The 18,697-nt window shown below is 69.4% G+C and carries 18 protein-coding genes; 11 read left to right on the top strand and 7 right to left on the bottom strand.

Going from position 1 to position 18,697, the window contains the following annotated elements; genetic code table 11:
• The first annotated feature begins 566 nt into the window (after window positions 1–566).
• Window positions 567–1,289: a DUF1906 domain-containing protein gene (locus QH470_RS15265; RefSeq protein WP_280273013.1), complete on the top strand. Its 723-nt coding sequence runs from the start codon at window positions 567–569 to the stop codon at window positions 1,287–1,289.
• Here the strand turns inward: QH470_RS15265 and QH470_RS15260 are convergent, their stop codons facing one another.
• Both QH470_RS15260 and QH470_RS15255 read right to left on the bottom strand, forming a co-directional pair.
• Window positions 1,290–1,604: a hypothetical protein gene (locus QH470_RS15260; protein WP_280273015.1), complete on the bottom strand. Its 315-nt coding sequence runs from the start codon at window positions 1,602–1,604 to the stop codon at window positions 1,290–1,292. It lies immediately after the preceding gene.
• Window positions 1,605–1,778: 174 nt separating this feature from the next.
• On the bottom strand, window positions 1,779–2,597 hold the full coding sequence (locus QH470_RS15255; protein ID WP_280273012.1) for an Rv1157c family protein: 819 nt from the start codon (window positions 2,595–2,597) through the stop codon (window positions 1,779–1,781).
• 228 nt (window positions 2,598–2,825) lie between these two features.
• On the opposite strand from QH470_RS15255, the gene QH470_RS15250 reads away from it, so the two are divergent.
• Window positions 2,826–4,118, top strand: a complete 1,293-nt coding sequence (locus tag QH470_RS15250) for a mannosyltransferase (protein ID WP_425302674.1) — start codon at window positions 2,826–2,828, stop codon at window positions 4,116–4,118.
• On the opposite strand, the gene QH470_RS15245 is transcribed toward QH470_RS15250, so the two are convergent.
• Together QH470_RS15245 and QH470_RS15240 are read right to left on the bottom strand one after the other, a co-directional pair.
• Window positions 4,060–4,353 carry a 4a-hydroxytetrahydrobiopterin dehydratase gene (locus QH470_RS15245; protein ID WP_280273010.1) on the bottom strand — a complete coding sequence of 98 codons (294 nt, stop codon included), beginning with the start codon at window positions 4,351–4,353 and terminating at the stop codon, window positions 4,060–4,062. The two genes, QH470_RS15250 and QH470_RS15245, sit on opposite strands and share 59 nt — an antisense overlap.
• 21 nt (window positions 4,354–4,374) lie before the next feature.
• Window positions 4,375–4,551 carry a hypothetical protein gene (locus QH470_RS15240; protein ID WP_280273009.1) on the bottom strand — a complete coding sequence of 59 codons (177 nt, stop codon included), beginning with the start codon at window positions 4,549–4,551 and terminating at the stop codon, window positions 4,375–4,377.
• 178 nt (window positions 4,552–4,729) lie between these two features.
• On the opposite strand from QH470_RS15240, the gene typA reads away from it, so the two are divergent.
• From typA to QH470_RS15215, 5 genes are all read left to right on the top strand, one after another.
• Window positions 4,730–6,646: a translational GTPase TypA gene (typA, locus tag QH470_RS15235; RefSeq protein ID WP_280273008.1), complete on the top strand. Its 1,917-nt coding sequence runs from the start codon at window positions 4,730–4,732 to the stop codon at window positions 6,644–6,646.
• Between the two features lie 68 nt (window positions 6,647–6,714).
• The gene (locus QH470_RS15230; protein WP_280273007.1) at window positions 6,715–8,496 is read left to right on the top strand and encodes an ABC transporter family substrate-binding protein; all 1,782 of its coding nucleotides are present in this window, start codon (window positions 6,715–6,717) and stop codon (window positions 8,494–8,496) included.
• A complete protein-coding gene (gene mshB, locus QH470_RS15225) occupies window positions 8,493–9,413 on the top strand; it encodes an N-acetyl-1-D-myo-inositol-2-amino-2-deoxy-alpha-D-glucopyranoside deacetylase (protein ID WP_280273006.1) in 921 nt (306 codons plus the stop codon). Before QH470_RS15230 ends, mshB begins: the two co-directional genes overlap by 4 nt.
• Before the next feature lie 412 nt (window positions 9,414–9,825).
• Complete coding sequence (locus QH470_RS15220; RefSeq protein WP_187686978.1) at window positions 9,826–9,984, top strand: hypothetical protein; 159 nt, start codon at window positions 9,826–9,828, stop codon at window positions 9,982–9,984.
• On the top strand, window positions 9,981–10,400 hold the full coding sequence (locus QH470_RS15215; protein WP_280273005.1) for a hypothetical protein: 420 nt from the start codon (window positions 9,981–9,983) through the stop codon (window positions 10,398–10,400). Before QH470_RS15220 ends, QH470_RS15215 begins: the two co-directional genes overlap by 4 nt.
• A gap of 81 nt (window positions 10,401–10,481) precedes the next feature.
• Here the strand turns inward: QH470_RS15215 and QH470_RS15210 are convergent, their stop codons facing one another.
• Window positions 10,482–12,365, bottom strand: a complete 1,884-nt coding sequence (locus QH470_RS15210) for a PH domain-containing protein (RefSeq protein ID WP_280273014.1) — start codon at window positions 12,363–12,365, stop codon at window positions 10,482–10,484.
• A gap of 44 nt (window positions 12,366–12,409) precedes the next feature.
• Window positions 12,410–12,934 (bottom strand): PH domain-containing protein, encoded by a 525-nt coding sequence (locus QH470_RS15205; RefSeq protein WP_280273004.1) that lies wholly within the window; start codon window positions 12,932–12,934, stop codon window positions 12,410–12,412.
• 146 nt (window positions 12,935–13,080) lie between these two features.
• Here QH470_RS15205 and QH470_RS15200 point away from each other — a divergent pair, with 146 nt between their 5' ends.
• Window positions 13,081–15,681, top strand: coding sequence for a bifunctional FO biosynthesis protein CofGH (locus QH470_RS15200; RefSeq protein WP_280273003.1), 2,601 nt, complete (start codon window positions 13,081–13,083; stop codon window positions 15,679–15,681).
• 87 nt (window positions 15,682–15,768) lie between these two features.
• On the opposite strand, the gene QH470_RS15195 is transcribed toward QH470_RS15200, so the two are convergent.
• Entirely contained in the window at window positions 15,769–16,923 is a 1,155-nt protein-coding gene (locus tag QH470_RS15195; RefSeq protein WP_280273002.1) for an MFS transporter, read from the bottom strand.
• A gap of 79 nt (window positions 16,924–17,002) precedes the next feature.
• Here QH470_RS15195 and QH470_RS15190 point away from each other — a divergent pair, with 79 nt between their 5' ends.
• From QH470_RS15190 to dapC, 3 genes are all read left to right on the top strand, one after another.
• Window positions 17,003–17,473: a MarR family winged helix-turn-helix transcriptional regulator gene (locus QH470_RS15190; protein WP_280273001.1), complete on the top strand. Its 471-nt coding sequence runs from the start codon at window positions 17,003–17,005 to the stop codon at window positions 17,471–17,473.
• Window positions 17,474–17,635: 162 nt separating this feature from the next.
• Window positions 17,636–17,959 (top strand): ferredoxin, encoded by a 324-nt coding sequence (gene fdxA, locus QH470_RS15185; RefSeq protein WP_187686984.1) that lies wholly within the window; start codon window positions 17,636–17,638, stop codon window positions 17,957–17,959.
• Between the two features lie 6 nt (window positions 17,960–17,965).
• The coding region (dapC, locus tag QH470_RS15180) for a succinyldiaminopimelate transaminase (RefSeq protein ID WP_280273000.1) at window positions 17,966–18,697 on the top strand (732 nt) is incomplete at its 3' end.

The following is an 18,697-nucleotide window of genomic DNA, read 5'->3' as shown; positions in this document are numbered from 1 at the left end:
GCTTGCTCCTTCGTCGCGACGCAGCGGCACCCGAAAACCGAGCCGCGCCGAAAACCTTTGGGGTTGGCGTGCTATGGGGAGGTTTTTGGCGGAGGGGGTTGCGTGAGGGTGGGAAGAGTTGCGTGTGGGTTGAAGAGTGCTTGAGGGCGGGGGAGTGGTGTGCGGGTTGAGGAGTTGCGCGAGAGTTGGGGAGTTGGGTGAGGGTTTGGGAGCATGAAGGGGGTTGGGGAGTTGCGTGGTGGTTGGAGGTTGTCTAAGGGGTGTGAGGGGTTGGGGAGTTGCTTGAGGGAGGGGGGAGTTGTGTGGGGGTTTAGGAGTTGGATGAGGGGCCGTGGGGGTGGGGGTGGGGCTGAGGCCTTGTTGCTTGTGGGGTTGATGGGTTTGATGGGTCTGGCGGTTCCCCTGTGCTTGTGGTGAAATGGGGCGACGTTCGAGGCTGCCGGGCGCGCGCTTTATGGGGAAGGTGCGCCGGGCATGCTGGTTGCTCCGCTGATCGGGTCTATCGGCCAGTGCTGGGCGTTCCGCGCCTGGCGAGATGTACCACCACGGCGCGAAGGGGTAATTCGATGCGTTCTGTTCTTATGTCTCGGCGGGCTCTTTTCGGTGTGGCCGCGGGCGCTGCGGCTGTTGCTGGGCTGTCTGCCCTGGCTCCGGGCGCTGCCGCCACAGGTGCTCGGTTGGGGACGTTGCTTGATTACGCGGGTGCGGTGCCTGCTGCTGATGCCATTCGCGCGGCGGGGCATGTGGGGGTGATTCGATACGTTTCCGATCGGCGGCCGGGGGCGGAGTGGATGGCGGGGAAGCCGTTGTTGGCGGGGGAGGTCGAGGCGTTGCGGGCGGCCGGGCTCTCGGTGGTGTCCTGCTACCAGTACGGCAAGGGGTCTACGGCGGATTGGCGTGGGGGGCTGGAGGCTGGCAAGCAGCATGCCGAACGTGGTCTGGCTCTGCACAGTGCGGCGGGCGGCCCCGAGGGGGTGCCCATCTATGCCTCGATAGACGACAATCCGTCCGCGGCCGATTTCGCCACCATGATCGCGCCCTATCTGGCGGGCTGGCAATCGGTGCTCGGTAACGAGAACGTGGGGGTCTACGCCAACGCGCCCACCATCGAGCTGGCTCGGGCGGCGGGGCTGGGTTCGTGGTTCTGGCAACATGATTGGGGCACGCCGGACGGGTTCGTGCACCCGGCCGCCAATCTGCATCAGTTCGAGATCGATGAGCGGTCGGTCGGGGGTGTGGGTGTCGACGTGAACGCCATCCTCACCCCGGAGTACGGCCAGTGGTTCTGATTACGTCTGGCAGTGGCAGGTGGGGTCCTCGCACAGGTCCGGTTCGTCGGCGACGACCGTGAGCGTGGGGCGGGCCTCGGGGGCCTCGCGCACGCCCATCCAGGAGAACAGCGACCAGCGGGACAGGCCGGAGAACGCCGAGCCCAGGCTGAAGAAGGAACCGATCGACCCGACCGACAGCACCGAGCCCACGCTGCCGACCGACAGGATCGAATAGGCCGAGCCGATGGACAGGATCGAGCCCTCGGAACGGATCGACAGGATGGACCGGTTCGAGCGGGTGGACAGCACCGATCTGAACGAGCGCCGGGACATCACCGACTTGCCGGATCGCCGCCCGCGGGGCACCGATCGAGTGGAACCTGTGGATCGTTCGAGCTGATCGACAGTCGCCATGACTAGCGGTCTACCACAGCCCATGACAGGTCGTCCGGCTATTGCGTGCGAAAAGCCCGGAGTGTCGCATTGGCGACGTCTCCGGGCCTGGAACTACCGCTGCGACTGCTGGCTCTGCGCCTGCGGCGCGGGAGCCTGGGCCTGCACGGCCGGAGCGGTCTGCGGGACTACGAAGAAGCCCAGCGTCGGCAGGAACGAGCAGGTGATCGGCGCCTCGTCGGCGGCCGGCTGCGTCGTCAGGGAGCCCGCGACCACGGCGATCACACGACCGGGGCCGGTGTCGGCGATGGCGGACAGGGTGGCCGGGCCGTCGGGGTTGATGTGCGCCTCGTCGGTCAGCGGCTGGGTGGCGGTGCGCCGGGTGTCCAGGTTGAGCCACTGCACCGTCATCGGCGGATTCTGCTGCGGCGTCAGGCCTTTGGTGCCCAGCGCGGTGAACACGAAACCGGTCTGGCCGGCGGCCGGTCCGGGCGGGGGTAGCTCGGCGGGGCCGGGGACGGCCAGCGCGGTGCCGACCGAATCGGCGCCGGGGCCGATGCAGCCCTTGCCGATGGTCGGGTAGAGGAACTGGGCGATGGCCGGGCCGTTCTCCGGAATGTCGGGGCCGCCACCGCCGCTGCCGTCGAGGAACTTGATGATGGCCTGCAGTGCCTGCTTCACCTGCGGCGGCAGGTTGGCCGAGTTCAGGATCTGCTGGGCCTGGTCGAGAATGCCCTGCTGGGCGGGCGCCGCGATATTGCCGGCGGTCGCGGCCGCGCCGACGATGGCGGGGGCCAGGTTGGCGATCGCGTCGATCGGCACACCCTCGGGGATCAGCGGAACGGCGGCCGGTGCCTCCTGCTTCGGCGCCGGAGCAGCGACAGCGGTCGACGCGGCGACAGTGGCACCGGCCGCGAGGGCCAGTGCGGACATTGCGAACCGCGATCCTCTGTTGCGAAGCACTGGTGTAGCCGTCCTTACCTCGGGTACTTCATCCGGCGATGCGGCCGCATCGCTTGCGTCACTTTAGGGATAGAGCCGCCGTGTTGTACAGCCGTGGTGCGATGTCACAGGCAGCGGTCGTCGGGTTGCCGCCGTTCACGGACGATAACTCCGCGTGGCTGCGGGAGCGACGTGCCACGCCGGTACCCTTGTCCCGGCCTGCCAACCGAAACGGAAAGTCTGCGTGCCGTGAACCGACACCCCCGCCGGATCGCTCTCACCGTGCTGATCCTGTCGGTGCTGGCCCGGATGTTGTGGATGCTGTTGGCGCCCAACGGAATGAACCTCGTCGACCTGCACGTGTACGTCGACGGCGCGGCTAGCCTGGGCAGCGGCCACCTCTTCGACTACACCTACGCGGAGAAGACTCCGGACTTCCCGCTGCCGTTCACCTATCCGCCCTTCGCGGCCGTGGTGTTCTATCCGCTGCATTTCCTGCCGTTCACGCTGGTCGCGGTGGCCTGGCTGCTGCTGATCGCGGCGGCGCTGTACGCGGTGGTGCGGATCAGTTTCGCGATGCTGCTCGGCGCGGCCGCGCGGGAAAGCCGCTGGCGCACGGCCGCGATCGGCTGGACCGCGGTCGGGCTGTGGCTGGAACCGACCCGGACCACCATGGACTACGGGCAGGTCAATGTGTTCTTGGTGCTGGCCGGGATGGCCGCGGCCTATTACACGGCCTGGTGGTTGTCCGGCCTGCTGGTGGGAATCGCGGCCGGGGTGAAGCTGACGCCCGCGGTCACCGGGCTGTATTTCCTCACCCAGCGGCGGTGGGCGAGCGCGGTGTGGGCGGCCGTGGTGTTCGCGGCGACGATCGGTGTGAGTTTCGCGATCTCACCGGGGGAGACCCGGACGTATTTCGGCCCGCTCATCGGCGACGCGAACCGGATCGGCCCGGTCGGCTCGGTGTGGAACCAGTCGCTGCGGGGCGCGCTGACCCGGCTCCTCGGCTACGACGCGGGTGCGCCCTGGCATATCGGCGGGCACCGGGTGCCGTTCGGGCCGTGGTGGCTCGGTGGTGTGGTCGTGCTGGCGGTGCTGGCCTTCTTCGCCTGGCGCGCACTGGAATCCGGCGACCGGCTGGGCGCGCTGCTGGTGGTGCAGCTGTTCGGGCTGCTGGTGTCGCCGATTTCCTGGTCACATCACTGGGTATGGCTGCTGCCGGTGGTGCTGTGGCTGCTCTACGGGCCGCTGCGCGAGGTGGCGGGCGCGCGGATCATCGCGGGGTACTGGCTGGTGACCACGCTGATCGGGCTGCCCTGGGTGCTGTCGTTCGCCCAGCCGACCATCTGGACCATCTCCCGGCCCGGCATCCTGTCCTGGCTCGGTGCGGTCGACGTGATCGGCGTGGTCGTGTTCTACCTCTGGCTGATCCGGGCCGGGCGGCGGCGGGCGCTCAACTCTCCTGCGCCAGTCGATCGATCTCGCGTGCCAGTGCCACATCCAGGCGGGTGAGCCCGCCCTCGGAGTGCGTCGACAGCGTGAAGGTGACGCGGCGCCACCGGATATCGATGTCGGGGTGATGGCCGGCGGCTTCGGCCTCGCCTGCCACCCGGCGCACCAACTCGATTCCGGCGAGGAAGGACGGGGCCTCGACGGTGCGGGCGATGCTGTTTCCGGTGTGGGTCCAGTCGGGCAGTTCCTTCAGCGCGGTCCGGATCTCGTCCTCGGACAGTAGTGGGGTGCTCATACCCCGGTTCTACCCCGCGAGCTACGCGGCACGCGCCTGCTTGAGGTACTTCTTCAGGTCTTTGCCGCACACCCCGGCGGATTCGGCCTTCTTCATCCGCATGATCACGACAGGGCATTTCACGCAGCGCGTCTTCTTCCGACAGCACTTCTTCTTAGGCTTCAGGCGCGAGACCTTTTTTGCCTTGACCTTGCCCATGGAGGTTAGCTTAACCTAACTCACAGTGCTCGAGCCTCCCGGCCCGACCGGGGGTCTCGGCCGTTTCGGTACTGTGTAGCTGGCCGCATGCCCGGTGAGTCACTCGTCCACCTGTCTTGTACGGACCCTCTATGGCGAGGGTTGGCCGGCAACCATCTCATCAGCAGGAGGATTTCACGTGTCGTCTGTCGAGTTCCGCAACGTGGCGATCGTTGCTCACGTCGACCACGGCAAGACGACGCTGGTCGACGCGATGCTGCGGCAGTCCGGCGCGTTCGCCGAGCGTGCCGAACCGGTCGACCGGGTGATGGATTCGGGCGATCTCGAACGCGAGAAGGGCATCACCATTCTCGCCAAGAACACCGCTGTGCACCGGCACAACCCCGATGGCAGCCTCACCGTGATCAATGTCATCGACACCCCCGGCCACGCCGATTTCGGCGGCGAGGTCGAGCGCGGACTGTCCATGGTCGACGGCGTGGTGCTGCTGGTCGACGCCTCCGAGGGGCCGCTGCCGCAGACCCGGTTCGTGCTGCGCAAGGCGCTCGCGGCCTCGCTGCCGGTGATCCTCGTGGTCAACAAGACCGACCGGCCCGACGCGCGGATCGAGGAGGTCGTCGAGGAGTCCCACGACCTGCTGCTCGACCTGGCCTCCGATCTCGACGACGAGGCCTCCGAGGCGGCCGAGCTGGCCCTGGATCTGCCGGTGCTGTACGCCTCCGGCCGCGAGGGCAAGGCCTCCACGGAGCGTCCCGAGAACGGCAACGCGCCCGCCGCCGAGAACCTCGACGAGCTGTTCGACGTGCTGTTGAAGTGCGTGCCCGCGCCCAAGGGCGATGCCGCCGCGTCGCTGCAGGCCCACGTCACCAACCTGGACGCCTCGCCGTTCCTGGGCCGTCTGGCGCTGCTGCGCATCCACAACGGCACCCTGCGCAAGGGTCAGAACGTGGCGTGGATCGCCGCCGACGGCGTCAAGAACGTCAAGATCACCGAACTGCTCAAGACCGTCGGCGTGGAACGCAATCCGGCCGAGGAGGCGGTGGCCGGTGACATCGTCGCGGTGGCCGGGATCCCGGACATCATGATCGGCGACACCCTGGCGGATCAGGAGAAGGTCGCGGCGGGTGAGGATCTCGCGCTGCAGCGGATCACCGTCGACCAGCCCGCCATCTCGGTGACCGTCGGTATCAACACCTCTCCGCTGGCCGGGCGCAACGGCGGCACGAAGCTCACCGCGCGCCTGGTGAAGGCCCGGCTGGATCAGGAACTGGTCGGCAACGTGTCGCTGCGGGTGCTGCCCACCGAACGTCCCGACACCTGGGAGGTGCAGGGTCGCGGCGAGCTGGCGCTGGCGATTCTGGTGGAGACCATGCGCCGCGAGGGTTTCGAACTCACCATCGGCAAGCCTCAGGTGGTCACCCGTACGGTCGACGGCAAGGTGCACGAGCCGTACGAGGAGCTGACCGTCGACGTGCCCGAGGAGCACCTGGGCGCGGTGACGCAGCTGCTGGCCTCGCGCAAGGGCAAGATGGTGCAGATGACCAACCACGGATCCGGTTGGGTCCGAATGGAATTCATCGTGCCCTCGCGCGGGCTCATCGGGTTCCGCACCGACTTCCTCACCGAGACCCGCGGCACCGGCATCGCCAACGCCGTATCGCACGGGTACGCGCCGTGGGCCGGGGAGATCCGGGCCCGGCACACCGGTTCGCTGGTGTCGGACCGGACGGGCAGCGTCACCCCCTACGCCATGCTGCAGCTGGCCGATCGCGGCACCTTCTTCGTCGAGCCGGGCGCCGACACCTACGAGGGCATGGTGGTCGGGATCAACCCGCGCGCCGAGGATCTCGACATCAACGTCACGCGGGAGAAGAAGCTGACCAATATGCGCAGCTCCACCGGCGACGTGCTGGAGACCCTGGCCCGCCCGATGGTGCTGGATCTCGAAGGCGCGCTGGAGTTCTGCGCCGGTGACGAGTGCGTCGAGGTCGGTCCCGACGTGGTCCGCGTGCGCAAGGTGATCCTGAACGCCACCGAGCGCGCCCGCGAACTCTCCCGTCGCAAGGCCCGCGACCGCGCCGCCCAGAACGCATAATGCGGCAGGCGTGAATACGCCGCCCGGGCGGTGCGCACGAGGACTTCTCGACAGGAAGGTGGACGTGGATGTGGGTCGCGGCCCGGCTCGTTTCCGGACTGACGGTGCTGGCCATGTCGGTGACGGTGCTGGTCGGCTGTACCGCGAATCCGCCGCCGCCGATCGAGAGCACCGACAGTCCGAAGACCCAGCCCGCCAAGCCCACCAAGAGCACGGTGGTGGTGGCGGTGGACGACATCGGGATCGGGTTCAATCCGCATCTGCGGTCGAATCAGTCGCCGGCGACCAACGCGGTCAGCTCGATGGTGTTCCCGAGCCCGTTCCGGCCGGTGCCGTCGCAGGCGGTGCCGGGCGCGACCGACTGGGCGCCCGACGGGGCGCTGATGGTGTCGGCGGACGTGACCGCGCAGGAACCGTTCACCATCACCTACAAGATCCAGAACCAGGCGTCGTGGTCCGACGGTGCGCCGATCGCCGCCGAGGATTTCCGGTACCTGTGGCAGCAGATGATCACTCAGCCCGGGGTGGTCGATCCCGCCGGCTATCGGCTCATCTCGGATGTGAGTTCCAGTGAGGGCGGCAAGTCGGTCACGGTCACCTTCCGGGAGACGTATCCGGCCTGGCGGCAGCTGTTCACCGATCTGCTGCCGGCGCATCTGCTGAAGGACTCGCCGGGCGGCTTCCAGCGCGCGCTGGCGGTCGAGCGCGGCCTCATCGATCAGAATCCGATCTCCGGCGGGCAGTTCCGCGTGAAGCAGGCCGATTCGGGGCGAGAGGAGATCCTGCTCGAACGCAACGACCGGTACTGGAGCACACCGGCGGTGCCGGATCAGATCCTGCTGCGGCGCGGCGGCACCACGGCGCAACTGGCCGAGTCGCTGCGCTCGGGTGACGCCCAGATGGCGCTGGTGCGCGGCGGCACCGCGACACAGGCTCAGCTGCAAGCGATTCCGGCGGTGCGCACGTCGATCATGCCGCAGGCGCGCGAACTCCAGCTGGCGTTGAACGGCCGCACGGGCGATCTCACCGATCCGCGGGTGCGGCACGCCGTGCTCGGACTGCTGGATCCGACGCTGCTGGCGACGGTCGCCGCACAGACCGGCTCCTGGATGGAACCGGCTCGCGCGCAAGTGCTTTCGCCGTCGGATCCGGGCTACGCGCCGACCGCGCCGCCGCGGCCGCCGGCGGACGAGGCGTTCGGCCTGCTGGCCGAGGCCGGGTACGCCCGCGCGCCGGAGCAGCCGGTGAGCAATTCCTCGCCGACCTCCCCGGCGCCGCAGCCGCGTCAGGTCGCCAAGAACGGGAAGACGTTGGTCGTCCGGATCGGCGCGGTGGACAAGGACACCACCGCGCTGGCGGTCGCCAACACCGCGGCGGACATGCTGCGCAGCGCGGGTATCGACGCGAGCGTGCGCAGCCTGCCCGCCGAGGAGCTGTACGGCAAGGAACTGCTGGCGGGCAATGTCGACGCGATCGTCGGCTGGGACCGCGCCGGGAACGATCCGGCGACCGTGCTGTCCTCTCGGTACGGCTGCCCGCCCGCGCCCGAGGCGACACCGGACGGCCCGTCGTCGTCGCAGTTGGACGAGATCCGCCAGGCGCCGAGCAATATCTCCGGAGTGTGCGATCCGGCGCTGCAACCGGCGATCGATACCGCGCTGCGCGGCACGGACGTGCCGAAGGTCGTCGGCGAGGCGGAGCCCAAGCTGTGGGAGCTGGGCATCGTGCTGCCGATCATGCAGGACAACGGCGTGGCCGCGGCCAGCTCCCGGATGGACGGAGTCTCCCTGAGCGGCGCGATCGAGGCCGGTATCTTCGGCGGCGCCGCGACCTGGCGGCGACTGTCGTGACCGCTGCCGAGGGCGGGCTGCTGCTGGTGCACGCGCATCCCGACGACGAGTCGATCGCCACCGGTGGCACCATCGCGCACTATCGGCGGCGCGGGGTGCCGGTGACGGTGGTGACCTGCACCCTCGGCGAAGAAGGCGAGGTCATCGGTGCCGAGTGGGCGCAGCTGGTGAGCGCTCGGGCCGATCAGCTCGGCGGGTACCGGATCGGTGAATTGTCCAGGGCGCTGGCGGCTTTGGATGCCGGGTCGCCGCGGTTTCTCGGCGGGGCGGGGCGCTGGCGCGATTCCGGGATGGCGGGCGAGACCTCCGATCCGAAGTTGCTCGAGTCGCTGCACCCGCGGGCGTTCGTGAATTCGGGTGAGGACGCGGTGCGGGAATTGGTGGGGGTGTTGCTGGAACTGCGGCCGCGGGTGGTGGTGGGTTACGACCCGCGCGGGGGCTACGGTCACCCGGATCATGTTCGGGCACACCAGATCACGATGGCCGCCGTCGACGCCGCGGCCGACCGGGGCTGGGCGGTGCCGAAGACCTACTGGACCGTGACCGACGCGGAGGTGCTGGGCCTGCACACCGAGGCGCTGGCCCGGCGCACGATCGACCAGCTGCCGGGGGCGCTTCCGGAGGGCTGGCGGCTGCCCGCGGTCGGCGAGCTGCCCTGTGTGCCAACCGAATCCGTGACCACCACCCTCGATGTATCCGACGTGCTGGCCGCCAAACGGGCCGCCCTGCGCGCCCATGCCACCCAGGTGAGCGTGGCGCCGTCCGGCCGAGAGTTCGCGCTCTCCAACAACATCGCCCAGCCGGTGCTGCCGGAGGAACACTTCATCCTGGTACGGGGACGCCCCGGCCCCCTCGGTCCCGACGGCCGCGAACACGACCTGTTCGCCGGGTTGCCGGTCGCCACCGAAGCGCACTGAACCCGTGAGCGGGCGCCCTGGTGTGTGGGGCTCGAGTGTCGGCGGGCCGTGAGTTCGCGCTCTCCAACGACATCGCTCAGCCGGTGTTTCCCGGAGGAACACTTCACCCTCGTGCGTGGGTGCCCGGGGCCACCGGGCCGTGAGCACGACCCGTTCGCCGGTTGCCACCGACGCACTGAACCCGTGCGGGGCGCCGTGGTACGTGGGGCTCGAGTGTCGGCGGGCTGACGTGTCGGCGTGAGTTTGCGTCGAGAACATTCGGGGGGCGGGGCACGAGAGTTTGTGCGGAGGCGTCGGTGGGCGAGGGCTTCGCGCTGAGGGCCGGTGGGGTCGCTGCTCGCACTGTTGTGGGGGCGGTGTGCCGTCATGGTCGGCGGGGCGGGGTGGGTCCGCGCCGCCTAGACTGGCGCGCATGTACAACTGGAGCCTGCAGGACGCGATTGTGGCGTTCGTCGAGAGCCAGAAACCCCACTGGCAGGCGCAGCACGATCTGTACCTGTCGGTGCTCTACGGGTTCGTGGACATGCAGAGTCACCTGCTGACCCTGCTCGGCTTCCCGCCGGTGCCGTGACGGCGACGTCGATCGGCCGGACGCACACGGTCCCGGAGGACCAACTGCCCGGCTGGGCGGCGCTCGGTGGCGTGCTGGCCGGGGTGCTGGTGTTCGAGGGTTTCCTGTCGCTGGCGCTCGAGGTGTTGTACCTGCCCGCCTATCTCGGCGGTACCCCGTTCCCGATCTCGGTGGTGGCCGCCGCGGTGGTGAACGTTCTGCTCGTGATGGGCATGGGCGTGGTGGTGACTCGTCCGGCCGCCATGGCGCTGCCGCTGCTCGCCTGGCTGCTCGGTTTCCTGCTTCTGTCGACCACCGGTCCCGGCGGCGACGTCCTGCTCACCGACAGTTGGACCTCGCCGCTGCTGCTGGCCTGCGGGCTGATCCCGGCGGGTTTCTACCTGTTCCGCCGCGCGTTCCTCCGGCCGCGTCGCTGAGCCGGATCCCGTGTGCACCGCTTTGCGGCACGCTGCCGAGCCGGGCCGGACCGATGACCCGGTGCCGCACGGACAAGAGGTTCAGGGGTGCTGTGGCGGGCGGTGCCCGGCCCGGCCGGGGGTGACCTCCTCGATCAGTTCCCACGCCCGCGCGACGGGTACGTCCACGACGTGGTAGCGCTTCTTTCCGGCTGCGGTGGCCGCGACCAGGGTGGCGACTCCGGCGCGGCGCTGGAAGAAGGTCTGGCGGACGGTCCAGCCGATGATGCCGGGCGCCTCGAGGCAGTCCCGGTCGCGGTCCAGCGAGCCGCTCCGGGTGATCAACCAGGCGGGCCGGTCGTCCGCGGCGGGTAGAACGGCATGGCCCAGGCCGCGATACCGGTCATGCGCCAAAGCCGTTGCCGCGACGGCGATCACCCCCAGCACCACCCACGCCCACACCGGAACCCCTTCGCCCGCAACAGCGATGCCCGCGAGCACGATCGCCGCCACTACCACGGGCGCAAGCGCACGGGTATAACGCCGTCGCCGAGCCCGCGCCCCGTGCGCCACCAGCGGAATGGTCGCCGGTGCCGCGGCGTTCTCGACGTGAGTCTTTTCCGAAACGCCCTCCCGGGCAGAACTTTCGGGTACCGCGAACTCGTGTGCGTGGCCCTCGACGGCTTGGTCTGACAACGTCCCGACCGAAAGCTCCTGTTCCGCAGTCACTTTCGTAGTCCGCAGCGAAGCTTCACCCGAGAGCGATACGTCGGCTCGGGTGGGTCCGGGGGCGTCGTAGGGGCGCTGTCCCGCAGGTTGGTCCGCGGTATTCGGCGCGGTGTCGGGTCGAGTGGGTCCGGTGTCGTCGAGGTGCTGTCCCGCAGGCTGGTTCGGGATATTCGCCGCGGCGGGCGAGGTGTCGGGTGGAACGAGATCGGCGGTTTCCGATCGGCCCGCCGCGGGGGTGGGGGACGGGCGGGATGCGAGCAGGTGGCCCAGCGTGCGGTCGATGGCGGCGCGCGGGGCTTGGGGGAGGATCTTCTGGCGCGGGCTGGTGCCGACCATGATCGCCTCGAGTTCGGCGCCACCGGCCAGGCGCAGCAGCAGCGGTTCGTTCACCGTGGCGCCGCGCAGACGGGCCAGGTCCAGGGTGGTCTGGCGGGTGGTGAACAGGCCGTGGCGCAGGTGCAGGGTGCGGCCGTCGTCGCGCACGCGCAGCCCGAAATACGTGGTGAGATACCGCGCGCACCCGGCCAGGCTGACGATCGCCACCACGGCGACCACCAGCCCCGCCACCACGGCCGCGAGAAACCAGGCGCTCCGGTCGCCCACCCGGTGCACGGCGTCGGAGCGGAACACGGCCTCGGCGAGGCCGTACTGGAACGCCAGGCCGACCACCGGCGCCACGATGGCGAACCCGGTCAGCGACAGCGGCGCGTAACGCACCCAACCGGGTTGCCAGTGACCGATTTCCACGCTCTCCCGACGCAAATAGCTGACGGGACCAGTGTTTTCGGTACCGAAGGAGGCGGCGATAGGCCCGGCATCGCCCGAATCCGACTGTGCCCCGGCAGTTTCCGCGTCCCTGAGATGCTTCAGCAGCTCGGCGCGCAACCCCGGCACCAGGCGATCGGCCAGGGCATCGAGCTTGAACTGCTCGTCCTTGCTCGCCTGCTGCCCGGTCCCGATGGTGAGCACCGCCAGCCCGAGCACCCGGTGCAGCGGCGACGCCTCGATGTCCACCGAGCGAATCCGCGAGCGCGGCACCGCGAGTCGCTTGCGCTGCAGCACTCCCGTGCGCAGTTCGAGATTGTCCGGGCCGATCCGATACGTGGTCGTGAACCAGCGGGCCACCGCGAACCCGACGATGACCGCCAGCGCCAGCAGCCCCCAGCCCGGATTGTCGTTACGGGTACCCACGATCACCGAGACGGCCAGCACCGGAATGTAGCGGCCCACCTCCCGCACCGGATGCACCAGCAGCATGCGTTTGTCGAGCCGCTGCCAGGACGCCTCGGCCACCTGCTCGGTCACGTGGCGTCTCCCCGATGCCGCGCCGCGATGCGGGTCAGCCGCGCCACCGTCTGCTCGGCCACGGGCCGATCCAGCGCGCTGATCCGGACCGCCCCGGCCGACGACGCGGTGGTCACGGTGACGGTGGCCAGGCCCAGTAGGCGTTCCAGCGGTCCGCGCTGGGTGTCGACGGTCTGCACCCGGGTGATCGGTGCGACCCGGCTCTCCTGTGTGAGCCACCCGGTACGGGTGTAGACCGCTTCGCCGGTCACCTCCCACCGATGTACGGCGTATCGCCACAGCGGCACCACGACCACGCTGACCGCCGCGACCACCAGCGTGCCGGTCACGACCGCGGCCTGCGCCACTCGATGATCACCGTCGACGCCCAGCCAGATCAGTTCGCCGATCAGCACGATCGCCCAGCCGATCGCGGGCCCCAGCGCCCAGAGCACGCGGGCGCGGGGACTCGGCCGCCAGGCGGGCTCGGCCATGATCGTGTCACCGGCCGCTGTCGCGGGCGGTTCGGAGGGCTGTGCCATGCAGTCATCGTTGCACGGAATTTCGCCGCATCGCGGGTTCGCGCTCGCATCCCGGCACCAATCCGCGTGTGGCGGAATAGCCCGCTCGCCGGGCGGGTTGTGTCACGGCACAGGCACCGGAGGGAGAACACTCGAATGGTTGGCGCATGATCGAAGGCGTGACGGATCTACCGAACCCTGGCATCCCGCCGGCACCCCCGGCCCCCTCGGCGATGCGCCGGGCGCTGCGGCGAGCCCGCGACGGAGTGACGCTGAACGTCGACGAGGCCACCGTGCTCCTGCACGCTCGCGGCGACGACCTGGTGGAGCTGAGCCGCAGCGCCGCCCGGGTCCGCGACGCCGCCGTGGCATCGGCGGGCCGGACCAAGACCATCACCTACTCCAAGAACGTCTTCATCCCGCTGACCCGATTGTGTCGCGATCGCTGTCACTACTGCACTTTCGTCACGGTGCCGGGCAAGCTGCGCGCCGAGGGCAAGGGCATGTACCTCGAGCCGGACGAGGTGCTCGATATCGCCCGGCAGGGTGCGGCATTGGGATGCAAGGAGGCCCTTTTCACGCTCGGCGACCGGCCCGAGGACCGCTGGCCCGAGGCCGCGCAGTGGCTCGACGAGCACGGCTACGACTCGACCCTGGACTACCTGCGCGCCGTCTCGATCATGGTGCTCGAGGAGACGGGGCTGCTGCCGCACCTCAATCCCGGTGTGATGTCGTGGGCGGAGATCTCGCGGCTCAAGCCGGTCAGCCAGTCCATGGGGCTGATGCTGGAGACCACCGCCACCCGCCTGTTCAGCGAGAAGGGCAACTGCCACCACGGCAGCCCCGACAAGGATCCCGCGGTGCGGTTGCGCGCCATCACCGACGCCGGGCGGCTGTCGGTGCCGTTCACCACCGGCATCCTCGTCGGCATCGGCGAGACGCTGCGCGAGCGCGCTGAATCCATCATGGCGATTCGCAAGCAGCACAAGGCGTTCGGGCACATCCAGGAAGTGATCGTGCAGAACTTCCGGGCCAAGGACGACACCGCGATGCGCGAGGTCCCCGACGCCGACATCGAGGAGTTCCGCGCGGCGGTCGCGGTCTCGCGGCTGGTGCTGCCGCCGGACGTGGCGGTGCAGGCGCCGCCGAACCTGGTGTCGCGGGAGGAATGTCAGGCGCTGATCGACGCCGGTATCGATGACTGGGGCGGGGTGTCCCCGGTGACGCCCGACCACGTGAATCCCGAACGGCCCTGGCCGAATCTGGACACGCTGGCCGAGATCACTGCGGCGGCCGGGTACCGGCTCGCCGAGCGCACCTCCGCCCACCCGCGCTATGTGCGGGCCGGAAACCCTTGGGTGGACCCGCGCATCGGCGCGCACGTCGCCGCGCTCGCCGACCCGAGCACCGGGCTGGCGAAGCCGGACGCGATCCCGCAGGGCCTGCCCTGGCAGGAGCCGGACGAGTCGTGGGAGTCCACCGGGCGCGTGGATCTGAACACCGCCATCGACACCGACGGCCGTAATACCGACGCGCGCAGCGACTCCGGGCTCGGCGACGAGGTGGTCGGCGCGTTCGGCGACTGGGAGACCATTCGCGAGCAGGTCCGGGAGCTGGCCGCGGCCGCGCCGGAGCGCTTCGACGCCGACGTACTGGCCGCGCTGCGGGCCGCCGAACGCGATCCGGCCGGGCTCACCGACGACCAGTACCTGGCGCTGGCCACCGCCGACGGCGCCGAGCTGGACGCGATCGCCGCGCTGGCCGATCAGTTGCGCCGCGACGCCGTCGGCGACGACGTCACCTACATCGTCAACCGCAACATCAACTTCACCAATATCTGCTACACCGGTTGCCGTTTCTGCGCGTTCGCGCAGCGCAAGGGCGATGCCGACGCGTTCTCGCTGTCCGCTGAGGAGGTCGCGGACCGGGCCTGGGAGGCCTACGTCGAGGGCGCGACCGAGGTCTGCATGCAGGGCGGTATCGATCCGGATCTGCCGGTCACCGGCTACGCCGATCTGGTGCGGGCGGTGAAGAAGCGGGTGCCGTCGATGCATGTGCACGCGTTCAGCCCGATGGAGGTCGCCAACGGCGTCTCGCGCAGCGGGCAGAGCATCCACGACTGGCTCTCGGCGCTGAAAGACGCTGGGCTGGATACGATCCCGGGCACCGCCGCGGAGATCCTGGACGACGAGGTGCGCTGGGTGCTCACCAAGGGCAAGCTGCCCACCTCGGCCTGGATCGAGGTCGTCACCACCGCGCACAAGCTCGGCATCCGCTCCAGCTCGACCATGATGTACGGCCACGTCGACAGCCCGAAGCACTGGGTCGGGCACCTGCGGGTGCTGCGCGGAATCCAGGACGAGACAGGTGGTTTCACCGAATTCGTGCTGCTGCCCTTCGTGCACCAGAGCGCCCCGCTGTACCTGGCCGGGGCCTCCCGTCCGGGCCCGACCATCCGCGACAACCGCGCCGCCCACGCCCTGGCCCGCATCATGCTGCACGGCCGCATCGACAACATCCAGACCAGCTGGGTCAAACTCGGTACCAAGGGCACCCGGGTGATGCTCAACAGCGGCGCCAACGATCTCGGCGGAACCCTGATGGAGGAGACCATCTCCCGCATGGCCGGCTCCCAGCACGGCTCCGCCAAGACCGTCGCCGAACTCACCGACATAGCCACCGGCATCGGCCGCCCCGCCCGCGAACGCACCACTCTCTACGGCAAGCCTCCGCACCGCGCTCCTGTGCTGTCCCTTCCGGTGGGGTGAGCGGCCCCGGCCTCAGCGGTCACATTTCGAACGCAGACGGCAGTTTTCGCCGTCTCGGCGCGGATCGTGACCGCTGCGGCCGGACTGTCAGGCGGGTACCGGCAGGCGGTCCCGCCGGAGCATGTACAGCGCGAGTGTCGCTCCCGCGAGGGTGAGAGCTGCGGCGAGTAGGGGGAGGGCGCGCAGGCCCAGGCCGTTGGCTATGGTCCAGCCGCCGAGGTGGCCCGCGAGGGCTGCGGCCAGTTGGTAGCCGGAGGCGTTGAGGGCGATGGCGAGGGTGGGGGCGGCCGTGGCGGCGGCGATGACCCGGGTTTGCATGCCGGGGATGACGGCGAAAGCCAGTGTGCCCAGGACGAATACGAGGACGGCGGCCGCGGCCGGGTGCTCGCCGCCCGCCCAGAACAGCACCAGGGTTGCCGCCAGGGCGGTGAGCAGTCCGGTCAGCGCGGGCAGGAGCGCGCGGTCGGCCAGCCATCCGCCGAGCTGGTTGCCGACGACCGCGCCGGCGCCGTAGACCAGCAGCAGGACGGGGACGGCGGCCGCGCCGAAGCCCGCGACCTCGGTGAGCAGTGGCGCGATGTAGGTGAACACCGCGACCACGCCGAGGCTGCCCAGCGCGGTCAGGGCGATGCCGAGCAGCAGTTCCCGATCGGACAGCACCCGCAATTCACCGAAGACCGAACCCGTTGCGGCCGGAGGCAATTCGGTGACGAACCGCAGCACCATCAGCAACCCCAGCGCGGTGCACGCCGCGACCACGACGAAGGTGGCCCGCCAGCCCAGGTGCTGACCGACCAGGGTGCCGATCGGCGTACCGAGCACGAGACCGAGGTTCATGCCGAGCGCGACCTGCGCGATCGCCGAGGCCGCCTTGCCCTCCGGCGCGTTCCGCACCGCCGTGGCGATCGCCACCGCGAAGAAGGTCGCCACGATCAACCCGGCCGCGAAGCGGGTGACCAGTAGCACCGGATAGGTGGGCGCCAGCGCCGAACCGAGATTCGCCAGTACCGCGAAGCCCACCAGTCCCGGCACCAGACGCCGCCGCGCGACCCGCGCGGTCAGCACCGTGAGCACCGGCCCGCCGACGATCATGCCGAGCGCATACGCCGTGACCAGCTGGCCCGCCGAGGACACGGGCACCGTGAGATCCCCCGCCACCTCCGGCAGGATTCCGGCGATCGCGAATTCGCCGGTCGTGAGGCCGAAGACGACCAGCATCAGAGACAGCAAGGAGAGTTGCATCACCACTCCAAATAGTTACAGCTCGAATAATTCGAACTATAACTATCACAGCTCGAACAATTCTGGCTAGACTCGTGTCATGACCCGGTCGGACACCACGTCGAAACCGCCCGTGGACACGGAGATCGATCGCGACGTGTGCCGGCTGGTGCACTCGTTCACCCGTCGGCTCGATGTCCATGTCCGGCGCGTCGCCGAACAGCTCGGACTGACCCCATCGCAGGTCATCGCCCTGCGGGAACTGTCGGAACCGATCACCGCCCGGGAATTGGCCGCCCGGATGACGTGCGAGCCCTCGAATGCGACGTTCGTGCTCGATAGGCTGGAGGCGCTGGGACTGGTCGAGCGCAAACCGCACCCCAGCGACCGGCGCGCCAAGCGGATCGAGCTGACGCCCGCCGGCCACGACAGCCGGGCGGCGGTGCTCGCCAGGCTCGGGACGGGATCACCGCTGACCTCGCTCACCGAGGATCAGCAGCGGGAATTGCGCGAACTGCTGCGAATGTTGGTATCGACAGTGGAAAACGATCCGGCCGAACAGGATTCGTGATCGGAGCGGCAGTGCTCCTACCAGGGGTGCGCCGGGCGCCGCAGCGACGCGGTACGCCTCGAAGTTAGGCAAGGCTGACCAGTAGTAATGTAAGAGCGCCGGGATACTGTTGCGCGGGCGGAAGTATCCCCGCAGGCAAGGACCCAGACTAGGAGAGCGGCAGTGCCGTACATCATCGCTGAACCGTGCGTTGACGTGAAGGACAAGGCGTGCATCGAGGAATGCCCCGTGGACTGCATCTACGAGGGCAACCGCATGCTGTACATCCATCCCGACGAGTGCGTGGACTGTGGTGCGTGTGAGCCGGTGTGCCCGGTCGAGGCCATCTTCTACGAGGACGACACGCCGGACCAGTGGACCGGCTACGTCAACGCCAATGTCGACTTCTTCGACGACCTGGGCTCGCCCGGCGGCGCGACGAAGGTCGGCAAGGTCGACTACGACCCGCCGTTCATCAAGGAACTGCCGCCGATGGCGAGCGAGTAGCAGGCGTTGTTCGAGCGTGGCCGGGTCAGCGCGTCGCTACCCGATTTTCCTTGGGACACCATCGCTTCCGCGAAGGCGCGGGCGGCGGCCCACCCCGACGGCATCGTCGACCTGTCGGTGGGCACGCCGGTCGATCCGGTCGATCCGCTGATCCGGGCGGCGCTGGCCGCGGTGGCGGACGTGCCCGGCTACCCGACCACGCACGGCACCCCCCAATTGCGCGCCGCCGCGGTCGACGCGATGAAGCGGCGGTTCGGTATCACCGGGGTGGCGCCGGAGGCCGTATTGCCCGTGATCGGCACCAAGGAGTTGATCGCGGGACTGCCGCGGCTGCTCGGTCTCGGCGCCGCCGATCTGGTGGTGATTCCCGAGGTGGCGTACCCGACCTACGAGGTCGGCGCGCTGCTGGCGGGCACCCGCATCCTGCGCGCCGACGGGCTGACTCGGCTGGGTCCCGAGTCGCCGGCACTGATCTTCCTGAATTCGCCGTCCAACCCGACCGGCCGCGTGCTGGGCGTGGAGCACCTGCGCAAGGTGGTGGATTTCGCTCGCCAGCGCGGCGCGGTGGTCGCGTCCGACGAGTGCTACCTGGGTCTGGCCTGGGACGAGCGCGCGGTGTCGATCCTCGACCCCGAGGTCTGCGACGGTGACCACACCGGCCTGCTGGCGATCCACTCGCTGTCGAAGACGTCGAATCTGGCCAGCTATCGGGCCGGATTCGTGACCGGCGATCCGGCG

The organism is Nocardia wallacei (genome assembly GCF_029868745.1).
Classification (GTDB): Bacteria; Actinomycetota; Actinomycetes; order Mycobacteriales; family Mycobacteriaceae; genus Nocardia; species Nocardia wallacei_B.
Note: the sequence above shows the minus strand (reverse complement) of the source record. Positions and strands in the feature narration are given on the sequence as shown.